The organism is Pseudomonas sp. IT-P74 (genome assembly GCF_949768175.1).
Taxonomy (GTDB): Bacteria; Pseudomonadota; Gammaproteobacteria; order Pseudomonadales; family Pseudomonadaceae; genus Aquipseudomonas.
The window spans coordinates 69,381-85,759 of record NZ_CATKQD010000011.1; the positions used below are offsets into that span (position 1 = coordinate 69,381).

Annotated in this window: 21 protein-coding genes; 5 read left to right on the forward strand and 16 right to left on the reverse strand. The window is 56.1% G+C overall.

The window, feature by feature from the left end; genetic code table 11:
• Nucleotides 1–120 precede the first annotated feature (120 nt).
• Complete coding sequence (locus tag ACM6J5_RS08995) at nt 121–1,164, reverse strand: putative phage abortive infection protein (RefSeq protein ID WP_414928233.1); 1,044 nt, start codon at nt 1,162–1,164, stop codon at nt 121–123.
• A gap of 238 nt (nt 1,165–1,402) precedes the next feature.
• On the opposite strand from ACM6J5_RS08995, the gene ACM6J5_RS09000 reads away from it, so the two are divergent.
• The 5 genes from ACM6J5_RS09000 to ACM6J5_RS09020 all read left to right on the forward strand — a co-directional run bounded on the left by ACM6J5_RS09000 (nt 1,403) and on the right by ACM6J5_RS09020 (nt 4,301).
• Nucleotides 1,403–1,675 (forward strand): hypothetical protein, encoded by a 273-nt coding sequence (locus tag ACM6J5_RS09000; protein ID WP_414928234.1) that lies wholly within the window; start codon nt 1,403–1,405, stop codon nt 1,673–1,675.
• Nucleotides 1,676–1,717: 42 nt separating this feature from the next.
• Nucleotides 1,718–2,137: a hypothetical protein gene (locus tag ACM6J5_RS09005; RefSeq protein WP_223507772.1), complete on the forward strand. Its 420-nt coding sequence runs from the start codon at nt 1,718–1,720 to the stop codon at nt 2,135–2,137.
• Nucleotides 2,023–3,186, forward strand: a complete 1,164-nt coding sequence (locus ACM6J5_RS09010) for a tyrosine-type recombinase/integrase (RefSeq protein ID WP_414928535.1) — start codon at nt 2,023–2,025, stop codon at nt 3,184–3,186. The genes ACM6J5_RS09005 and ACM6J5_RS09010 overlap by 115 nt, the downstream gene beginning before the upstream one ends.
• A gap of 333 nt (nt 3,187–3,519) precedes the next feature.
• Complete coding sequence (locus tag ACM6J5_RS09015; protein ID WP_008020772.1) at nt 3,520–3,729, forward strand: hypothetical protein; 210 nt, start codon at nt 3,520–3,522, stop codon at nt 3,727–3,729.
• A 236-nt stretch (nt 3,730–3,965) separates the two neighbouring features.
• Nucleotides 3,966–4,301 carry a hypothetical protein gene (locus tag ACM6J5_RS09020; protein WP_414928235.1) on the forward strand — a complete coding sequence of 112 codons (336 nt, stop codon included), beginning with the start codon at nt 3,966–3,968 and terminating at the stop codon, nt 4,299–4,301.
• A 109-nt stretch (nt 4,302–4,410) separates the two neighbouring features.
• Here the strand turns inward: ACM6J5_RS09020 and ACM6J5_RS09025 are convergent, their stop codons facing one another.
• The 15 genes from ACM6J5_RS09025 to ACM6J5_RS09095 all read right to left on the reverse strand — a co-directional run bounded on the left by ACM6J5_RS09025 (nt 4,411) and on the right by ACM6J5_RS09095 (nt 16,379).
• On the reverse strand, nt 4,411–4,749 hold the full coding sequence (locus ACM6J5_RS09025) for a hypothetical protein (protein WP_414928236.1): 339 nt from the start codon (nt 4,747–4,749) through the stop codon (nt 4,411–4,413).
• Between the two features lie 96 nt (nt 4,750–4,845).
• Nucleotides 4,846–5,361 (reverse strand): DUF2514 family protein, encoded by a 516-nt coding sequence (locus ACM6J5_RS09030; protein ID WP_414928237.1) that lies wholly within the window; start codon nt 5,359–5,361, stop codon nt 4,846–4,848.
• The gene (locus tag ACM6J5_RS09035) at nt 5,358–5,780 is read right to left on the reverse strand and encodes a cell wall hydrolase (RefSeq protein ID WP_414928238.1); all 423 of its coding nucleotides are present in this window, start codon (nt 5,778–5,780) and stop codon (nt 5,358–5,360) included. The genes ACM6J5_RS09030 and ACM6J5_RS09035 overlap by 4 nt, the downstream gene beginning before the upstream one ends.
• Nucleotides 5,781–5,842: 62 nt before the next feature.
• The gene (locus ACM6J5_RS09040; protein WP_414928239.1) at nt 5,843–6,208 is read right to left on the reverse strand and encodes a phage tail protein; all 366 of its coding nucleotides are present in this window, start codon (nt 6,206–6,208) and stop codon (nt 5,843–5,845) included.
• Nucleotides 6,198–6,533, reverse strand: a complete 336-nt coding sequence (locus tag ACM6J5_RS09045) for a hypothetical protein (RefSeq protein WP_414928240.1) — start codon at nt 6,531–6,533, stop codon at nt 6,198–6,200. Before ACM6J5_RS09045 ends, ACM6J5_RS09040 begins: the two co-directional genes overlap by 11 nt.
• Nucleotides 6,533–7,705, reverse strand: a complete 1,173-nt coding sequence (locus tag ACM6J5_RS09050; protein WP_414928241.1) for a phage tail protein — start codon at nt 7,703–7,705, stop codon at nt 6,533–6,535. The genes ACM6J5_RS09045 and ACM6J5_RS09050 overlap by 1 nt, the downstream gene beginning before the upstream one ends.
• A gap of 21 nt (nt 7,706–7,726) precedes the next feature.
• On the reverse strand, nt 7,727–8,404 hold the full coding sequence (locus ACM6J5_RS09055) for a hypothetical protein (RefSeq protein WP_414928242.1): 678 nt from the start codon (nt 8,402–8,404) through the stop codon (nt 7,727–7,729).
• Nucleotides 8,404–8,715, reverse strand: coding sequence for a hypothetical protein (locus ACM6J5_RS09060; RefSeq protein ID WP_414928536.1), 312 nt, complete (start codon nt 8,713–8,715; stop codon nt 8,404–8,406). Before ACM6J5_RS09060 ends, ACM6J5_RS09055 begins: the two co-directional genes overlap by 1 nt.
• A 15-nt stretch (nt 8,716–8,730) precedes the next feature.
• Entirely contained in the window at nt 8,731–12,333 is a 3,603-nt protein-coding gene (locus ACM6J5_RS09065) for a phage tail protein (protein ID WP_414928537.1), read from the reverse strand.
• Between the two features lie 59 nt (nt 12,334–12,392).
• Nucleotides 12,393–12,986, reverse strand: a complete 594-nt coding sequence (locus ACM6J5_RS09070) for a tail assembly protein (RefSeq protein WP_414928243.1) — start codon at nt 12,984–12,986, stop codon at nt 12,393–12,395.
• A gap of 55 nt (nt 12,987–13,041) precedes the next feature.
• Nucleotides 13,042–13,464 carry a hypothetical protein gene (locus ACM6J5_RS09075; protein ID WP_414928244.1) on the reverse strand — a complete coding sequence of 141 codons (423 nt, stop codon included), beginning with the start codon at nt 13,462–13,464 and terminating at the stop codon, nt 13,042–13,044.
• Between the two features lie 13 nt (nt 13,465–13,477).
• Nucleotides 13,478–14,413: a hypothetical protein gene (locus ACM6J5_RS09080; protein WP_414928245.1), complete on the reverse strand. Its 936-nt coding sequence runs from the start codon at nt 14,411–14,413 to the stop codon at nt 13,478–13,480.
• Nucleotides 14,414–14,506: 93 nt separating this feature from the next.
• Nucleotides 14,507–15,274 (reverse strand): C40 family peptidase, encoded by a 768-nt coding sequence (locus ACM6J5_RS09085; protein ID WP_414928246.1) that lies wholly within the window; start codon nt 15,272–15,274, stop codon nt 14,507–14,509.
• Nucleotides 15,275–15,276: 2 nt separating this feature from the next.
• Entirely contained in the window at nt 15,277–16,029 is a 753-nt protein-coding gene (locus tag ACM6J5_RS09090; protein ID WP_414928247.1) for a phage minor tail protein L, read from the reverse strand.
• 11 nt (nt 16,030–16,040) lie between these two features.
• Complete coding sequence (locus ACM6J5_RS09095; RefSeq protein WP_414928248.1) at nt 16,041–16,379, reverse strand: phage tail protein; 339 nt, start codon at nt 16,377–16,379, stop codon at nt 16,041–16,043.

Sequence of the window (16,379 nt, forward strand, 5' to 3'; positions counted from 1 at the left end):
TAAGTCTTCAACAAGAATCAGTAGGTGCGAATGTGCGCAATAGCGTCAGCCCGCGGCCGAAGGCTCACTGGTGAGATCCATGGTCCACGGTGACTGAATAAAAAAACGCAGCTTAATATCTCAAAGCCTAATCATACGGCGCACATTTTCCGCACGCTTAACCTTGTCAAATTTCATTATTAAACTTACATCAATATCTTCAGAATCCATAAATGCCATTTCATCAAATAGAGAAAACACCTTATCGCCATCAGAGACAAAAGTATCTTTATTAAGCGGCTTCAACATAGAGAACTTCTCAACATAATATTTTAACCCTTCGCCCTCAGGCGTCAGACAATTCAACAACAGCATATGCATCTCGTATGACGACAATTGCCCCCTCAATATATTTGCATAAAACCGCTTCTGCTCATAATTCATTTTTGCAACTCTTCGAATAGAGCGCCCCGTCAACCCACCCTGCGAGCTTGAAGAATGAAACTTTGCATTATCTATCATTTTGCAAATTTGATACATATTTCTAAAATAGTGCCCAAGAGCATTATCACCCCGAGACATGATTCCTGCTGCTATACGCTTAACACTGTCTTCAGTAACAATATACTGTAAGCAGAATTTTTTAAATTCGTTACTAAAATCAACGAAAACACCGCGCCCTCGGCTACTGTTCCCCGGCACCTCTGTATCAGCTAACAATCGGGCATGAACTTCGAGCATCCGAAAAAACACTGACTCGAAATTTTGTCTTTCAAAGACCTGGGTTTGTTTAATCAATGTTCTATTAGCAATTTTAGTTTCTTCTCGCGCCTCAGCGAGCTCCTTACTTTGTAGTCGAATTGTATAAAGAACTGCAAGAATCGCGACAAAGCTTAGAATAGGATTAAGTACCCCTCCAAAAAAATCCCCTAACTGCCCCCAATATTGAATGAATTCAAGCTGCTTAAACTCAACAAAAGGAATATTTTCATCACGTAAAAAACGCTTACACAAAAGCCACGTAACAAACGTGATCGCTCCACCTGCAAAAGTAAGAACTAGAACAGTAAAAGCAGCACCGTAAATCTTCTTTACAAAAAACCCTACCGCATACTTTAAGAAATAAGCAATTGAATTTACATACATTTTTGCCGCTAGCATTTTTTGCTTTATATCCGACCCCATACATCCCCTTTACGCCAGCAAACATTGCTATGCGATACAAAAAAACCCGTTGAACAGCGCGACGGCGAGCCTCATCTAGACCAGAGGGACAACTAGACCGGGAGATATTCAACTCGGTATACCACCACACGGCACCCCATTGATTGTGGAGGTAACGATACCTGCACCTAAATGAGTTTGATACACGTAACCGTCTTCCACTACCAGCCCACCAGTGAACGGCGGGCGAGGAATCGCTATGCCCCAAGTAAAATTGAAAGCCTATCAAGTGGGGGACAACGACATCGTCGCCGCCTACGACCCCGCTGGCGCTATTCAGGTGCTATGCGATTACAGCGGCTATCCGCACGCTGAGTTCAACCTGGAAGACGTCGATCTGGTAAGCGACGCCATGCTGGACAACACGGAGGCATTTGACCAGGACGAAGGCAAGTCCATGACCCTGGAAAAGTCTTTGCGACAAGAGCTTGAAGAGCTCACCGAGCCAGCCTACCTGCACGGCTGGGAATAACCCCTCCCCACCTTCTGCCGCCACGCGCGGCATGGAGCACTTATGTCTGCAGAACTGGCGCAGGCGCCCTCCCGGCCCCGGCGCGAAAGCATCCTCCCCCGCTTCATCCGCGCCGGCGCCGCACCCATTTACCTGGGAATGTGCCGCGCAGAGTTCGACAAAACGGTGCGCCCTTATGTCAGCGAATTCCCCATCGGCGAGCGCGGTGTCGGCTTCGACCGACAGGAGCTGGATGACTGGGCAACGGCGTACGTCGAGGCCAAAGCAATTGATAAAAAACGCGCCCCGGAGCAACAATTGCCCCGCAGCGAGCGCCAGAAAGGAGATAAATCATGGCGCGAAAATCGATCACAGGCCTCTCCGAGAGGAAAGGCATCTGGCATATCGACAAGAAAATCAACGGAGAACGACTTTACGAAAGCACTGGAACTGGTGACCGGGAAGAAGCGGAACGCTACCTGATCTTCAGGCTGGAGCAGATCCGCCAGCAGAAGGTGTACGGCGTAAAGAAGGTCAGGATCTGGCGGGAGCCGGCGACTCGCTTCCTGCTGGAGTTCAAAGACCAGCCTTCAATCAAGTTGTCAGCGCACCACCTTTCCCAGCTGGACCCGTTCATTGGCGACATGCCGCTGACCCACATTGACGACCAGGCTCTGGTGCCGTTCATCAAGGACAGGTTGGCGACCAAGAAACTCGAGGACGGCAAGGTAAAGAAAGGCGTCAGCAACAGAACGGTGAATATCTCGATCGAGCGTGTGGTTCGGGTTTTATCGTTGTGTGCCAGGAAGTGGCGAGACGATGAGCGCAGGCCGTGGCTGGACAGCGTGCCGATGCTCACGAAGTTGGAAGAGAAGAAGTCGAGCCGTAAGCCCTACCCGATGTCATGGCAGGAACAGTCGATTCTCTTTGCGGAATTGCCCGCCCACCTGCAAACGATGGCGCTGTTTAAGGTGAACACCGGCACCCGGGAGCAGGAAGTCTGCAAGCTTCGATGGGATTGGGAGATTTCGGTACCGGAGCTCGGGACCAGTGTTTTTCTGATCCCGGCCGATTTTGGCGGAAGACACGAACGGTCCGGGGTGAAGAACGGTGACGAGCGACTGGTCGTGCTCAACAACGTGGCAAAGTCGATCATCGACAAACAGCGGGGTCTGAGCAAGGAGTGGGTTTTTCCTTACAAGGACACCGCGATGCACCGGATGAACGACTCGGCTTGGAAGAAGGCGCGGGTGAGAGCGGCGAAACTCTGGCAGGAGGAAAACCTTCGCCCCGCTCACCTAGGTTATGCATCCATCAGGATTCATGACCTCAAACACACGTTTGGCCGTCGGCTACGCGCAGCAGGCGTCACCGAGGAAGACCGCAAGGCACTTCTGGGCCACAAGAACGGCAGCATCACCAGTCACTACTCGGGCGCTGAGCTCGGGCATCTGATTGAAGCTGCGAACATGGTATCAGCAACCGATTCGCGTGGACCGGTCCTGACCATCCTGAAGAGGAAGCAGGCGTGAAAAATCGAGAAGTCACGCAAATGTCACGCACATGAAAAAGGCCAATGCTGTGAACATTGGCCTAAGTCATTGAATTATATGGTCGGGACGGAGTGATTCGAACACTCGACCCCTAGCACCCCATGCTTGAAAAAGGCCGTAATCCCCAGCATTTGTTGAGTCTTCTACTGGCGCTCGCTGCAAACGGTGCCTTACAGAGCCAGACCAACATTGGCGAATCCCCGAAAAAGTCCCCACACCTTTTCGGCCCCTCCCCGGCATCCTGCCGACCGTACCCTTCCCTCTTTTACGATTGACCACTGCTACGCTGAAATCTCCACGGAGGATTTCGCGATGCCAAATTCTGATCTGCTCCCTTCCTTGCTGTTCAAGCTCAACGAAAACCAGCTCGCCCTTGAAGCCGCCATCCTGGAACTGTCGAACTGGGTCGAGCAGCGCGGATCGGCCGACGTCGCTGACAACGTGCGCGGAGCCCTGGAAGCCATCGACAAGAACGAAGAGTTCATCAAGATGACGCTCGCGGTGATGATGGCGCCGGAGTGACTGCAATCGACGGGACCACTCTAGCCCAAGATTGCAGCCCGGTTTTTCGCAGTTCGGCCACGAGCGATCGATCCCCCTATGGTTGAATAATTAAACCGTCGTGACGCATGGCCTCATCAGTTATGCAGGCTTTGAGCTTGGAGTGGGTAGGCATCACAGCGGCAGGCCTGCATAATACTGGCTTCTAGCCATCCCCATCTGAGAGCCTTGATGGGCAGCAAAAGAGGAAATCGCTGTTGAATAAATATGGCCTTGCAGGCTTGGTGATTGGTGGTGTTTATTGCGCTTACCTAGCAGTCGGCGCTTTGAGCACAATCGGCGGCTATGGTGCCGTTCAAGATTTGAATGAGTGCATGGAAATCTCGGCTAAAGATCCCATTTCAAAGCTCAGAGCAAAAGAGTTTTTGATTAAAATTGACAGTCGGGTGGTAGCTGAAACCACGGCAGCTAACGTCGTACAAGGAGCCGTTGCGATTGCAGACGCTGCGGCGGGACAACATAGCCAAGACCCGAGCCTTGCTCCAGCTCTAAAAGAGTGTCTTGCAAAGCTGAAGCAGGCTATCGAAAACTGACAATCCGTCTGACGGACATTGACTAGGCTTTAGTATTCCCGCCTCCAAGTTTGCCATTAAGGAATGCAGGCGAAAATAGAAGCCCCGAACCTTCGGGGCTTTGCTTTTATCAGACACAGGAAAACTGGATGTACCAGTAATTTGATTGCGCCCAAAAAGAACCTGTTCCCGAATTTATGACTGCTCCTCCTTCTGCATTCGAGCCCTCAGCATCAATATTGTATCGGCCTCCGCAGGCCGCATGCATCTGCTTATAAGCATCCTCTCGGCGCTGCTTGCGAACAATATCTGCACCATCGTTCAAATACTTCACAATCCCAGATCTGGAGCTCTCGTTCACTGGCGCATAAGCAGATCCAGAGTTTGGAGAGGAAACCATTTCAGCGGACATGCAGCCGGCCAAACTTGCAATGCTGATTACGAAGAAAAAAGATTTGATGAACTTCATGTACTGGTTCTCTCCCTGCCGAAAATTAACAAATCCCGATAGCTGCGTTGCACTAACAAACTACGTGCATTGCGACAGGATCTGTAATGGTAGTTCTCATCTTGTCATAGCTCCATACGCAGCTTCGCAGGTTAGCCCCCGGGCTCGGGTTTGGTCAGCAATTGCAGCCAAGTCGCCCGCTCGCTGGTCAACGCGCTTGAGCACGTCGGCAAGCACAGCGGCGGCGCGGGCAGCTGCCTTGCTTGCGGCGGCAGTACAGGAATTGCCGCTGGCTTCACTGGCTGCGAGTCGACGGGCAAGGTTGTCGGCGGCGAGCTGCACGCCGTCAGCAGAAGCGCGAGCGGCAGCAGCATCAGCCGTCGCTTGATCGATAATCCGTTGGCCATCTTGAACCGCCTTGTTGATTGACTGTTGGTAGGCCTGCTCCCTGGTGCGCTCAGCGGCCTCATTGAGCGCCCTCGCCTCGGCGTCCCGGGTGTCGCGGGCATTCCATTCCGACTGCCACTTTTCAACCGTGACCGTGACGCCATGGTGGTAGGCGGCAAACAACGCCCCGGCTACCAGAGTCAGTGCAGTGATGTAAGGAAGGACTCGCAACCAGACCGGTTTCATGGCACGTCCCTGAAGAAAACGTGGCCGCCCAACTTGAGAGTCTGTTTCGCTTTCGCCGCCCAGACCGGCGCCTTGATGGTGGTCGCGTAATAGTGCGTGGCGCCGCCGGTGGGATCCGGCACCTTTCCATCGATCACCTGGTCAGCGGCAATCCGCGCCTGTGCGAGCTCACGGAAAGGAATCTGCTTCGCGCCACTCAGGTAGGCGAAGTTCGGGTCGTTCCTGTTCCAGCAGCTGAACTGGTACGGCTTCTGGCACACACCGGCATAGCCCTCCCCCCACCACGACTTGTCCTTGCCGTCGTTCACGCGGTTGCGGATGGTCCAGGCCACGGCGATCTGGCCGGCCAGGGATTCGCCGCGGGCCTCGCCCCACAGCGTGCGGGCGAGGATGTCGCGGTCTCTCTCGGATACGGTCATCACTTTTCTCCAGGCAAAAAAAATCCCGCTCGATGGCGGGTGCGTTGTGCGGTGGCTACGCGTTACATCACGTCGGTGGCTGTCGCTTCGGGGTCAGCGACGATCACTGGAACCGCCGGCTCGTTCGGCAAGACCGGCGCGGCGTACCAGGTTGGCTGGACGGTGACCTTGCCCAGGGAAAACTTGTAGGTCTTCCAGGCTTTCAGGCTGACGATCAGCGCGGCCTGTTCAGCTTGGTCCTCAACGGTGGCTTCGCCGACATCGATGCCATAACCAAGCGTGTCGACGCGGTCTTGGATGCGAGCGATCTGTGTCACCGCCTTGGCGTTCTTCGCGGCTAACTCGGCTTTGGCCGCGGCTAGTTGCACGGCCTGAGCGGCGGCGTCCTTCATGTCCTTGGTGACCAACTGCGACCAATCAATGTTCATCGGTGACCTCACTCGCATCGGCAGGTTCTGGAAGGGGCTGGGGCAACTGGACAAGGCCGTCTGGCACATCTACCAAGTCGGCGGGAAAGGCTTGTTCCGGGCTGAAGTTGGCGGGGATAGGCAAGAACATGGCCAGCCTGATTTCGCCGCTGGTTTTTTCGATATCACCAATGAACCACTTACTGGTGATGGCGGTGCCGGGCAGCGTGCTGCCTTCGGTCAAAGGCGAGAAATCGAACACCTCGCCGTTCACAATCAAAGTTTCCCCGCGTTTCTCAATCTCCAAAACATCATCGCAGCGTGTCGGCCACAGCTTGATCCGCATTAGAACCACCTCCCTATGCAAATAATTCGAATATTGGTAACTGTTTGAGCTGTTGGGCCATTGCGATAAACAAGAGACACGCTGGACGTCGAGACGGCGTATCCATAAGAGAACCCAAACTGATCATTGGATGCCGAAGGTGCACCGCTCCCCGCCACATAAAAAGATGCATCAATGAACGTAGCCGGCAATGCGAGGGGACCTACCACGGTGAAAGTGTTCGCCGCCACAGCAGGTGAGCCGACTGGTTTTGCAACACAGATAAGCGTGCCGTCTGCAAACTTGGTGTAGGAGCCCGCCGCGTTTGTACCCGCTTCGATAATAGAACCTGTCGGCACTCCACCCGATTGCGAAACCGTGCCGAGAATGGCGGCCGCAGCGAGCCTTGTGGCCATACCGATGGTGTTGCCCGTACCGCCCTGAGCAGTACTCAGCGCCGTAGTCAGGCCCGTAAGGCTGGTGATATCAGTATTGGCACCATTCAATGCAAGGCCACGCCAGCCGCCCCAAGTGGTGGCTCCAAGGCGTTTGCGAACAGAAACAACTGGAACGGCTGTGCCTTCTTGGAAGGCCAGCTGAGCAACCTCTTGATTGTACCGAGTAACGATCATCGAATAAGGCGCCCCCGGGATTGGCGCGCTGAGTGCAGTCCCGATGATACGTGCAAACCCCGGAATGATTGCCAAGTTGGCGTCGGCAAAACCCATCCCTCCGTTGATACCGCCGATACCAAAGTCGCCGACCCTGAGCAGGCGCCCCGCCGTCGTATCAACGTCACTGGTCATGACGTCCGATGAAATGGCGGTCCCAACGGCAGTTAGCCCGGTGCCACCTTTACTTTGCGGCAGAACATCGTAGTTACCGGTCGTACCCAGTGCCGCGAGCTTTGCCCCGTAGGTATTGACCAAGGCTCGCAGCGCATCCGCCGAGTCCTTCACGTAACCCTGCATCGGCGCGAGGGCGTAACCTCCGGCGGCGTTGGTCGCGCCCTTGTAGTTAGGCGAAATCGACATCGCCGTGTCGCTGGCAATGTTGGTCACCTCATACCAGGCGCCGTCGGGGCCGCGAAAGGCATCGCCCACACGCGCGTTCGCAATGAAGGCAGTGTTCGAACCAATCACGGCGCTCGAATTTAGGGTGACAGAGACCGTTCCTGATTTGTACCAGGGCATGGCAACTTCCTATTTTATTGGTTAAACCGCGAGCTTTGCGAAAACAGCAGGCATAAAGAAGGCGAACGGATTGCTAAATCCGTCCGTAATGGCGTACAGCACCCCGGCATTGAAATCCCAAAGGGTTTTAACGAGACGACCGGTAGCTGACCCCGTCAGCATGTTCATGCCGAATGTGTTGATCAGCAGGTACTCGTTTTCGGGAAAGTTGAATGGCACGGTGTAATAGTTCCGCGAGGAACCTGTTGGAGTGGTTTCGTACCGCTGATAAGTCCAATTCTGAAACGCCCTCGTGAACAGCGCCGTCGGCGTGGCGGAGTCAAACAGCAACTTTGAAGACCCGTCCCAGAGCCGCATCCCATAAGTGGCAACAGGTTGTGCACCGAATGTCGCCGCGAAGTACCGTCCGTTCGGCTGGTTGCTATTCACGTCGTAGGCCCGAACGTAAAAGCCTGTCCAATTGCCGGCCGATCCGATCACCTGCATGGCGGTGAGCCCTGCAATCCCTCCCGTATCTGGACGGCAAAACACCAACGGCGGCTCCTGACTGGTGATGACACGAGGAAAAGAAGTGGACGATCCGAGCCCTGACTCCTGCGTCGGCGCATAACGACCGCTGCAGATCACGTTGAGCCGGGCAAACTCCGAGTCGATAACCACCTGATTGCTGTTGTTGATGAAACTGAGCCCATAAGTCATTAGGCAAACCTTATGACCATCAAACGCATGGTCCCGCTGGTGGAAAGACTGGCCGCGAAGGTGCGCGTGTAGTTGTAAACACGCGCAACCCCCGAGAGCATTTCAGTTTCGAACTGGAAAGATAAGTCCGCGTTGTAAGGGCCTACCGGAATAACGATCGCCACCGAGTTGGACGCATCGCAACCTGGCACCGAGAAGTCCTGATTCGCTTTCGCGGCGGTTGCAAAGCTGACCTGGGTCGACAACACAATCCGCATGGTGAAAGAGTTCTCATCGAGCTGCAGCGCGCCATCGGGTCCCCAAACCCGCATTCCATAAGCCATTTTTCACCCCAGATAGCCGAGTCGGACACGCAACACGTTGTTGCCGTCGTAGACCGAGACGTTCAGCGAGTTGATCACCAGCCGCCCCTGACCAGGGACAATGCCGTTGATCTCCAGCGTTCCGTCCTTATTCAAGATCCAGCCTTGCTGGCCGGCGATGTAGTTGGTCGAGCTGATATAGCTGCCGATCTTGGCGTTGGTGATGGTGCCGTCAGCGATGAACGCTGAGTTCATAAACACTTGGCCGCCCTGCACCGCAAACGGAACAGACGCAGCGCCGCCGGCTATGGTGTTGACGATGGCGAAGCGATCCGCGCTGACCAGAAACTGGCTTTGCAATCCGGCTGCTGTGTTCTCAATGCCCAGCCCAATCCCGGCGGCGATGTACTGCCCGGTGGAGGTGCTGTATTGCATCTTCACCGACCAAGTCGCAGCCAGCTTGCCGTTCACGTCGTTGATGATCGAGGCGTTGGTCTCGATCATCGTCTTCTGTTTGCCGATATCCACACCCTGACTGTCGAGCTGCGAACCCTGCCCATCGACCGTCGTACTCAGTTGGGTGATCTGCTGAGTAGTGGCTTGCTGGTTGTTAACCACCACCTGTTCAAGGGTGGTGATGCTGGCCACGTTGTCGCCGATCTTGGCTTCTAGCGTTGTCTGCCTTCTCGCCGAAGCCTCAGTTTCTGACGCGCGAACTTTCTCCTCCGTGGCAATTGCGGCGGTGCTGGTCCAGCTCTTGAGTGCGTCCGCCAGTTCCCCTTCGCCGTTGTCGTCTCGAAATGAGGCCCGCAGCGCATCGAACGCCGTAGCTTGCGCAGTGATCTCATCATCGAGGTCGATTATGTCGGCAGTGTTTGTCGAAACCTGCTGGGCCAGTCCATTGACCGTTTCCACCGACTGCCCCACATCCAACCAATAGGTCCCGTTCGGTGGTGGCGTGTTGATCGGCACCGGCACCTTGGCCTGATACAGCAACTGGCCAGAACGAACGATCGCATTCTTGATGTAGGTTTTGGTCGGGTCGTAGGTTTCGTCGAGCGCATTGATCTGCGTTTGAAGCCCGGGGATTTTATCGATCTCGCTTAGCAGGTCTTGGCCGAGTTCTGTCTCGGTGATCTGCCCCTTTATCATCTCCAAGATCGGAGCAGCGTTCGAGCTCGACTGGCCCAACACCCCGTTCACCACCGGATAGAAAGGACCGAGGTTGCCGATCCGGTCTACCAGGCGTGCCCAGAAAAAGAACGAGGTGCCCGCCAGCAAACTTTGCATGGTGTAGTCGCTTTGCGGGTAGGCCAGATCTGCCAGCTTGGTGGCTACGGCCAGGTTGTTGACCGGGCCATACCAGAGCTCGGTACGCTGGGTGTCCTCGGCTCCCGCTGGAAAACCCCATTTGAGGCGAATGCCGAATAGCAACGAGGTGGCCGTCAGGGATGACACAGCTGGCGGCAGTCCCGCTTTGCCCTTGAGGTTGGTCAGGATCGAGTTACGCCAGATCGACGAGATGTCGAAAGCACTGACGGCCCGCACACGCGCCACGTACGCACCAGCGTAGATCCCAGTGACGTCGACGCTGGTCATCCCGGTGCGTTGCACTTTGATCCAGTTGCCGCTGTCCTTGCGCCATTCCACGTCATAGCCGACCGCGCCGGGCACCGCCGGCCAGGTGATCGTCATGGTGGCGACGGCAATGCCCTGGGAGACAACCGAACTCGATGTGAGTGTCACGCTGGCCGGCGCCGGTACTACGGTGATCGGTATCACGCTGATCGGCCGTTCTTCCAAGCGGGCGCCAGTGTCGATGTGCGCGAACTTGCTCGGGTCGTACTGAACGGCCGAAATTTCGAATACACCCGGCTCCGGCCGCGACACGGCAGTCACCCGGTACAGCGGCACAGCCAGGTCATCCGCGTCGAGCGCCCAGACCAACTCGCGCTCTGGCAACGCCGAATACGCGACAGTGAGGGTCACCGCCCGCCCTGCCACCGACTGCACGGTGCGCCCCTCGCACTTGCCATTGGGCAGGTTCAGGATCAGTCGGTCGCCGGCCTTGGCTTGAGTATCGCGGTCAAGGGTGATGGTGCGACCAGCAACTGCGGAGATTCGCCCGCCGATTGCGCGGCCCGCCAGTAGCTCGTCGGCCACCGGGATGACGTACCCAGGCAGAGGGATGCGACCATCGAGACCCACCTTAAAACTGACGGCCCGGTCTTTGGCGTTGGTCAGCAATGCCCACTTACCGCGGCGTTGTGCCTCCGACTCGCGGGTGCAGCCAATGGCGCTGATCTCCAGTGGGTTGTCGCCGTAACGCCGTTGCAGCTTCGGATCGGTCACCGAGGTGACGTCGGTGTCGTAGTTGTTCGCCGGGTTGTCGTAGCTGATCAGGGCTCGACTGTAGCGGGTGCGCTCCGAAGCGCTCGAGTAAGTGAACTTGCCGTCGATGACGTTCGCCCGGGTGTAGGCAAAGTCGAAGTCGGTTGCGCGCGGCATGTCGGACAAGCTGAACAATTGCCCTTGTGCCCAATAGGTCATGCCGCGGTAAATCGCCGAGATATCGCGCAGCAGCGACCAGGCGTCAGCCTTGCCCTGCAGGTTGAGGTTGCAGATAAAGCGCGGCTCTTGCCCGCCCTTTCCGTCTGGTACCAGTTGATCGCAGTATTGGGCGATCCGGTACAACTCCCACTTATCGACCTGCCATGGTTTGATCCGACGGCCGAGGCCAAAGCGGTCATTTACCGTGATCCCGTAAGTTACCCATGCAGGATTATCGGTCCAGGCGAGCTTGAACGTGCCATCCCAGATGCCGGTATAAGTGCGGGTGTCCGGATCGTAGTTGCTGGGCACTTGCCATTTACGGGCCCGGCAATCAACGGTCACCGCCGGGATATTGCGGAACTGCTCAGCCGAGAACTCGATGTAAAGCAGTGCGGTGTTCGGATAGCTCAGCTTCGCGTCGATGACTTCAGTGAAGCCAGCGATCTGCATGGTGTCGACGATTTTGTTGTTGTTCTGGTTCAGGGTCACTCGGGTGACACGAATCAGCCAGCCGCTGTTCGCCACCGGCAGATCAATACGGCGAGTGCGCTCGTAGGTGCTGGTGGTCTTGCCGTCGACAGCCTCGCTCAGCACTTGCTGATAAGCGCCGCCATCGGTGGCCAGCTCAACCTTGTACTCGATCCGGTAGCCGTTTACGTTTCCGCTGGCATCGACCGATTGCAGGGCGGGCCACGCGAAGCGCAGGCGCACGGCCGACAACTCGGTATTGCTGATTGCTCGCACATAGGGCGTACCGCTGCGCAGCTCGATGCCGAGTGAGGTTTCGTTCTCGATCGACGGAATGCCTTGGATGTAGCCCTGTTCGACGGAGCCACTGCGGTACTCCCACTTCACGTTCGGGAAGTTCATGTTGCCCTGGGGATCTTGCAGGGGCGTGTTGTCGAGATAGATGTCCTTGGCGATCGGATTGCCAGCGAACTCACCCTCTCCCATGGCGATAAGGATCTTGGCCATGGCCACCGAGCGCAGGCTATCGGGCGCCTCAGTCGGCGTCTTTGGCTTATCCGATCCGCCCTTGGCGCCGTAAATTTCAACCTGCTGTGCTGCGCCCATGCGTTTCTCCAGGCAATAAAAAACCGCCTCATGGGCGGCTGCGGTATTCGACGGTTCGGCTACATCTGGTCTTCGGCGTAGATCGCGGCACTGATGATCGCCCCGCCCCATCGACGTTTGCCGATGCAGAGCGGGACCGGATTGCCGGACGCTGTCGTGTTCTTTGCGCTACCGAAGGCATAGCCGGGGGTGTTCTCGGGCGCGGCGCTGGTCTTGAGGCCCTGGGCCTGTGGGCTGAGCATCTGGATGACGCCGCCGGCGACTAGGCCGATACCCGCGCCAATTAACGGCGCGCCAAACGGCGTGACTGAGGCAAATACGCCTGCGACGATCAAGACTGCGCCAACAATTGTCTGAAGAACTCCGTCGCGCTTGCTGCCGACGATAATTGGCGCAATGCGGATGTCACCGGAGCCGCTGTACGCGATCTCGCTCTCGCCGATATTCTTTCCCTTGCGAAATACAGCGAACTCTAGCCCCCTAGATTTCGCGTTCGAGATAAAGCGCTCGAATCCCGGAATCTGTACGCAGAGCGCTTTTATCGCTTCCGCGGGTGACTTAACAGAAAGCCGGAAGGACTTTCCAAACTGTCGAAGCTGACCGTGCAAACGAATAGTGGTCATAGGCTGGTAGTTGATCGCTGATGCCTGCATTACTTTCTCCGGGCATAAAAAAACCGCCCGGAGGCGGCTTCATGAAATTGGTTTTTCAGTTGTAGTCGACATAGGGGCCGATGTAAAAACCTGCCAAATCACCACTGATCCTATAGATACTTTCCTTTCCAGACTGGACGCTCGCCGAAATAGTACGGATAGCAGCGCCAGCACATAGACCTGATCCAGCCAAGCCTACGCCCAGGTTCGAGCTGCCAGGAGGAAGGTAAAAGGTTGCTCGCTGTCCAGTGCCTATTTTTGCTGCCTTGCGTCCGTCAACGTAAACAACGATGTCGCAGCCAGATCCGACCGCGCCGGAATCTCGCACGACCGTAATTTTCCCACTATCACCTGACGGTTTGGATTGGAACGCGTAAACCTCATCGGCCGGGACAAGCTTGGCATCCTTTACCGAAATTGCCGTTGAGGCGCACCCCGCCAGCAGCATCACCGCCATCGTCCCTATCAAAATCTGCATGACTCCTCCCTAATCAATCAAATCTTTTAACTACACCATATTCCCCGCTTGTGAAGTCGTTGAGACTTAATTCCGTCGGTAAAGACTGGCAAGAATACGTCACATACTTCACAGGAGGACGTCCGAAACGATCTTCATCCCGGTTCGCACATCCTTTCTTAGCAGCAATAATGTATAGAGGTTTCACTACTTCATCATTCTGAACTTGCACTCCCATCGAGAAGCGAATCTTTTCGGAGTGAGCAAAGTCATTACCCGAATCATGGTAATTACCTAAAAACGTCGCGAAACTCTCCCACTTTACAAACTCGAAACCCATTTCACCCAAGCGTTTCAGTTTTCCATCCCGTGGAGCATAAACAGCCATAGCCATCAGGCTTGGATCTTTTTCTTTAGAGGAATATGTCACCTGCGCCGTAACATACTGTGCACCGCGCTCTGCGTCGCGGTACTCATACTCGTCCCCGTGATCATTGAACTGCCATCTGCCTCCTAGCTTGGCGGAAAGCAGGTTAATGGCGGATGAGGTTCCTGTGAACGTGTTCTGCACTGGGATCCCCTTGAAACCTAAAGCGGCCAATTTCTCGGTCTCTTTTTCTTTAGCTTGTCGCTCAGAAATCATGTTATTCAGGAGCTTGCTGGCTTGTGCGGTTTCTGGCGAATCAGGATATTTGCTCTTTAAGGCATTAACAGCAGCACCCACTTCAGTCTCGTTTTTTCGATCTAGTGCTTCGCGAACATTTGCAAAGAGGAGATGAGGGGTTTGCTTTAATCGTAAGTTTTCAGACTCCAACTCCTTCACTCGATTACTAGCTAGCGAAAGCTGTGTGCGGAGGTCTTCTATTCCGGAGCGAAGTTCGGCGGCTTCTTTCCTATATTTCTCTCCACCATCGCCACAACCAGAAAGTAGAACCACTCCTGTTATCCCTGCCACTATCAGACGCTTCATGCAGCCCCTCCTCATTGAGACCCACAATCTAGCACCATCAAAGCCCTACAAGAAACAGCTCGCAGCGCCGCCAGAACTACCCACGGGTACGCCTCAACAAATAGTTGATTGTGAATCTTTGTGCCTAAGGATCAGCCGTGTGCGGTCTAGCCATGGTCCGCCAAACACAATGACCTCCGATGGCTTTCCGTACAGGTGGTGCAACAGGAAAGGCCCAGGACCGAAGGTGTTCGCCTCTTCCTCTGGTAGTGCTGGATCGGTACCGAGGTAGATCCCGGCATGGTTCGGGTGAGCCGTCCGCCCCACCTCCATCACGATCATGTCACCACGCTGCGGCTGGTCGACCCTGTAGAAGCCAGCAGACTCGTAGTTGGCTTCGTACAAGCTGGTGTTGTCCTCGCTCTCCCACCAGCCATCGATACGATTGAAGGCTTCGAACTCCAGACCCCACTCCCGCTTGTACCAATCGGCGCAGACCTGCCAGCAGTCCCACGCGCCGTGCACAAAGGGGCGATTGAGCAGCGGCGTGTTACCGCCCGGGGTGATGCTGCGCAGATCGCCTTCCGGCCAGCTGAGGATGTGCCAGGGCAGCTCGGTAGCCTCGCACATGGCCAGGTCGTGTGCGGACGGCCGACTGGTTGCGTCAGGATGCGAATGAACGATGCCGATCACCTCGCCCAGGTCCTCCGCCGCGGCGTAGTCCTCCGGATCAATCCGGAACTCTTCGCTAGGCGTGGCCGCGATGTTCCGGCACGGGAAGTACTGCTGCTTTCGCCCAACCGCCAGCAGCAGGCCGCAGCACTCTTTCGGGTACTCGGCAGCCGCGTGCGCCTGGACCGCCAACAGGATGTGCTTGCGCATGGTCAGCTCCGGGCGATCAGGGAAACAGCGGGGAAACCGCCGTGTGGAAGTTGGTCGTTGTCGCCGAAGCGCAATTTGCAGGACTTGAGCCCACCTTTGCACTCGTCCTTGCTCGGGTCGCTGGTCGGGTTGTCGTCATCGTCGAACATGCCCCCGCCGGTGTAGCCGCAGTTCGGCCCGCGGTATCCACCGGTCATGGCCCAGTGGCAAAAGGTGGTCATTTGGCGCCCGGGCAGCCCGTGATTGTCGATTTCGCCCGGGGATGAAAGCTCCCACTGCACGGCCTCGCCGTCCTCGCCGGTTTTCTGGTCGATGTACCAGATTTCCAGCGCCTCTTGCGTTGGGTCGGCAATCGGGTTGCCATCCTGGAAGTTCACCGCGTCCAGGTACTGCGCCATGGTCTCGCGCACGGTCAGCTGAAACTTGAGCAGATCGTCGAACGCCAGGCACAACGCCGTGATTCGTCCATTGACGTTGCCAGCGCTAAATACGGGTCGAGTTGCGCTGCCGTTGCTGTCTGCGCCGATGCCTTCAATCTGCACCGGCCAGGCCGCGTATTCGTTGCCCTGCCACCAGATCGACTTCGCCGGCAGTGCATCGACTGAGCCCTCGTAGGCCAGCAGCTCGGCGGGCGTGTGCGGGATTGCGTGACCATGGAAGCGCAGCACGTCGGCGCCGTATTCCGTGCCGTCAATTTCAAACAGCCGCACTTCCCCGCCGGGCTCCAGCTTCTGGATGTCCGTTATCAATGCCATGCGGCAGTTCCTTATGGGTGAAAGGTTTGTTCGAGGGTGCCGGTCAGCGCGTAGACGTCGCCGCCTTTATGCGCAGACTTGTAGCCCGCGCACTTGTAGAGGCCGAGTTCGCCGAGTGGCGGTGTCCACAGAAAGGCTTTCGCCCCTGCGTGACGGTCGAGGAAGGCGATGATCTGTTTGATCGTGACGGCCTTGCCGGTGTAGCTGAACGGCCAGGACTGCGATTTGTTGTTGATGCCGTCCGACACCGATTGGCTGTAGCCGTCGCCAAATTGCTTGGAGCGCACCCGCTGACTGATGTCGCCCTCGGCCCCTTTTTCGATCTGCCAGGTGAATCGCTCAAGCGCCAT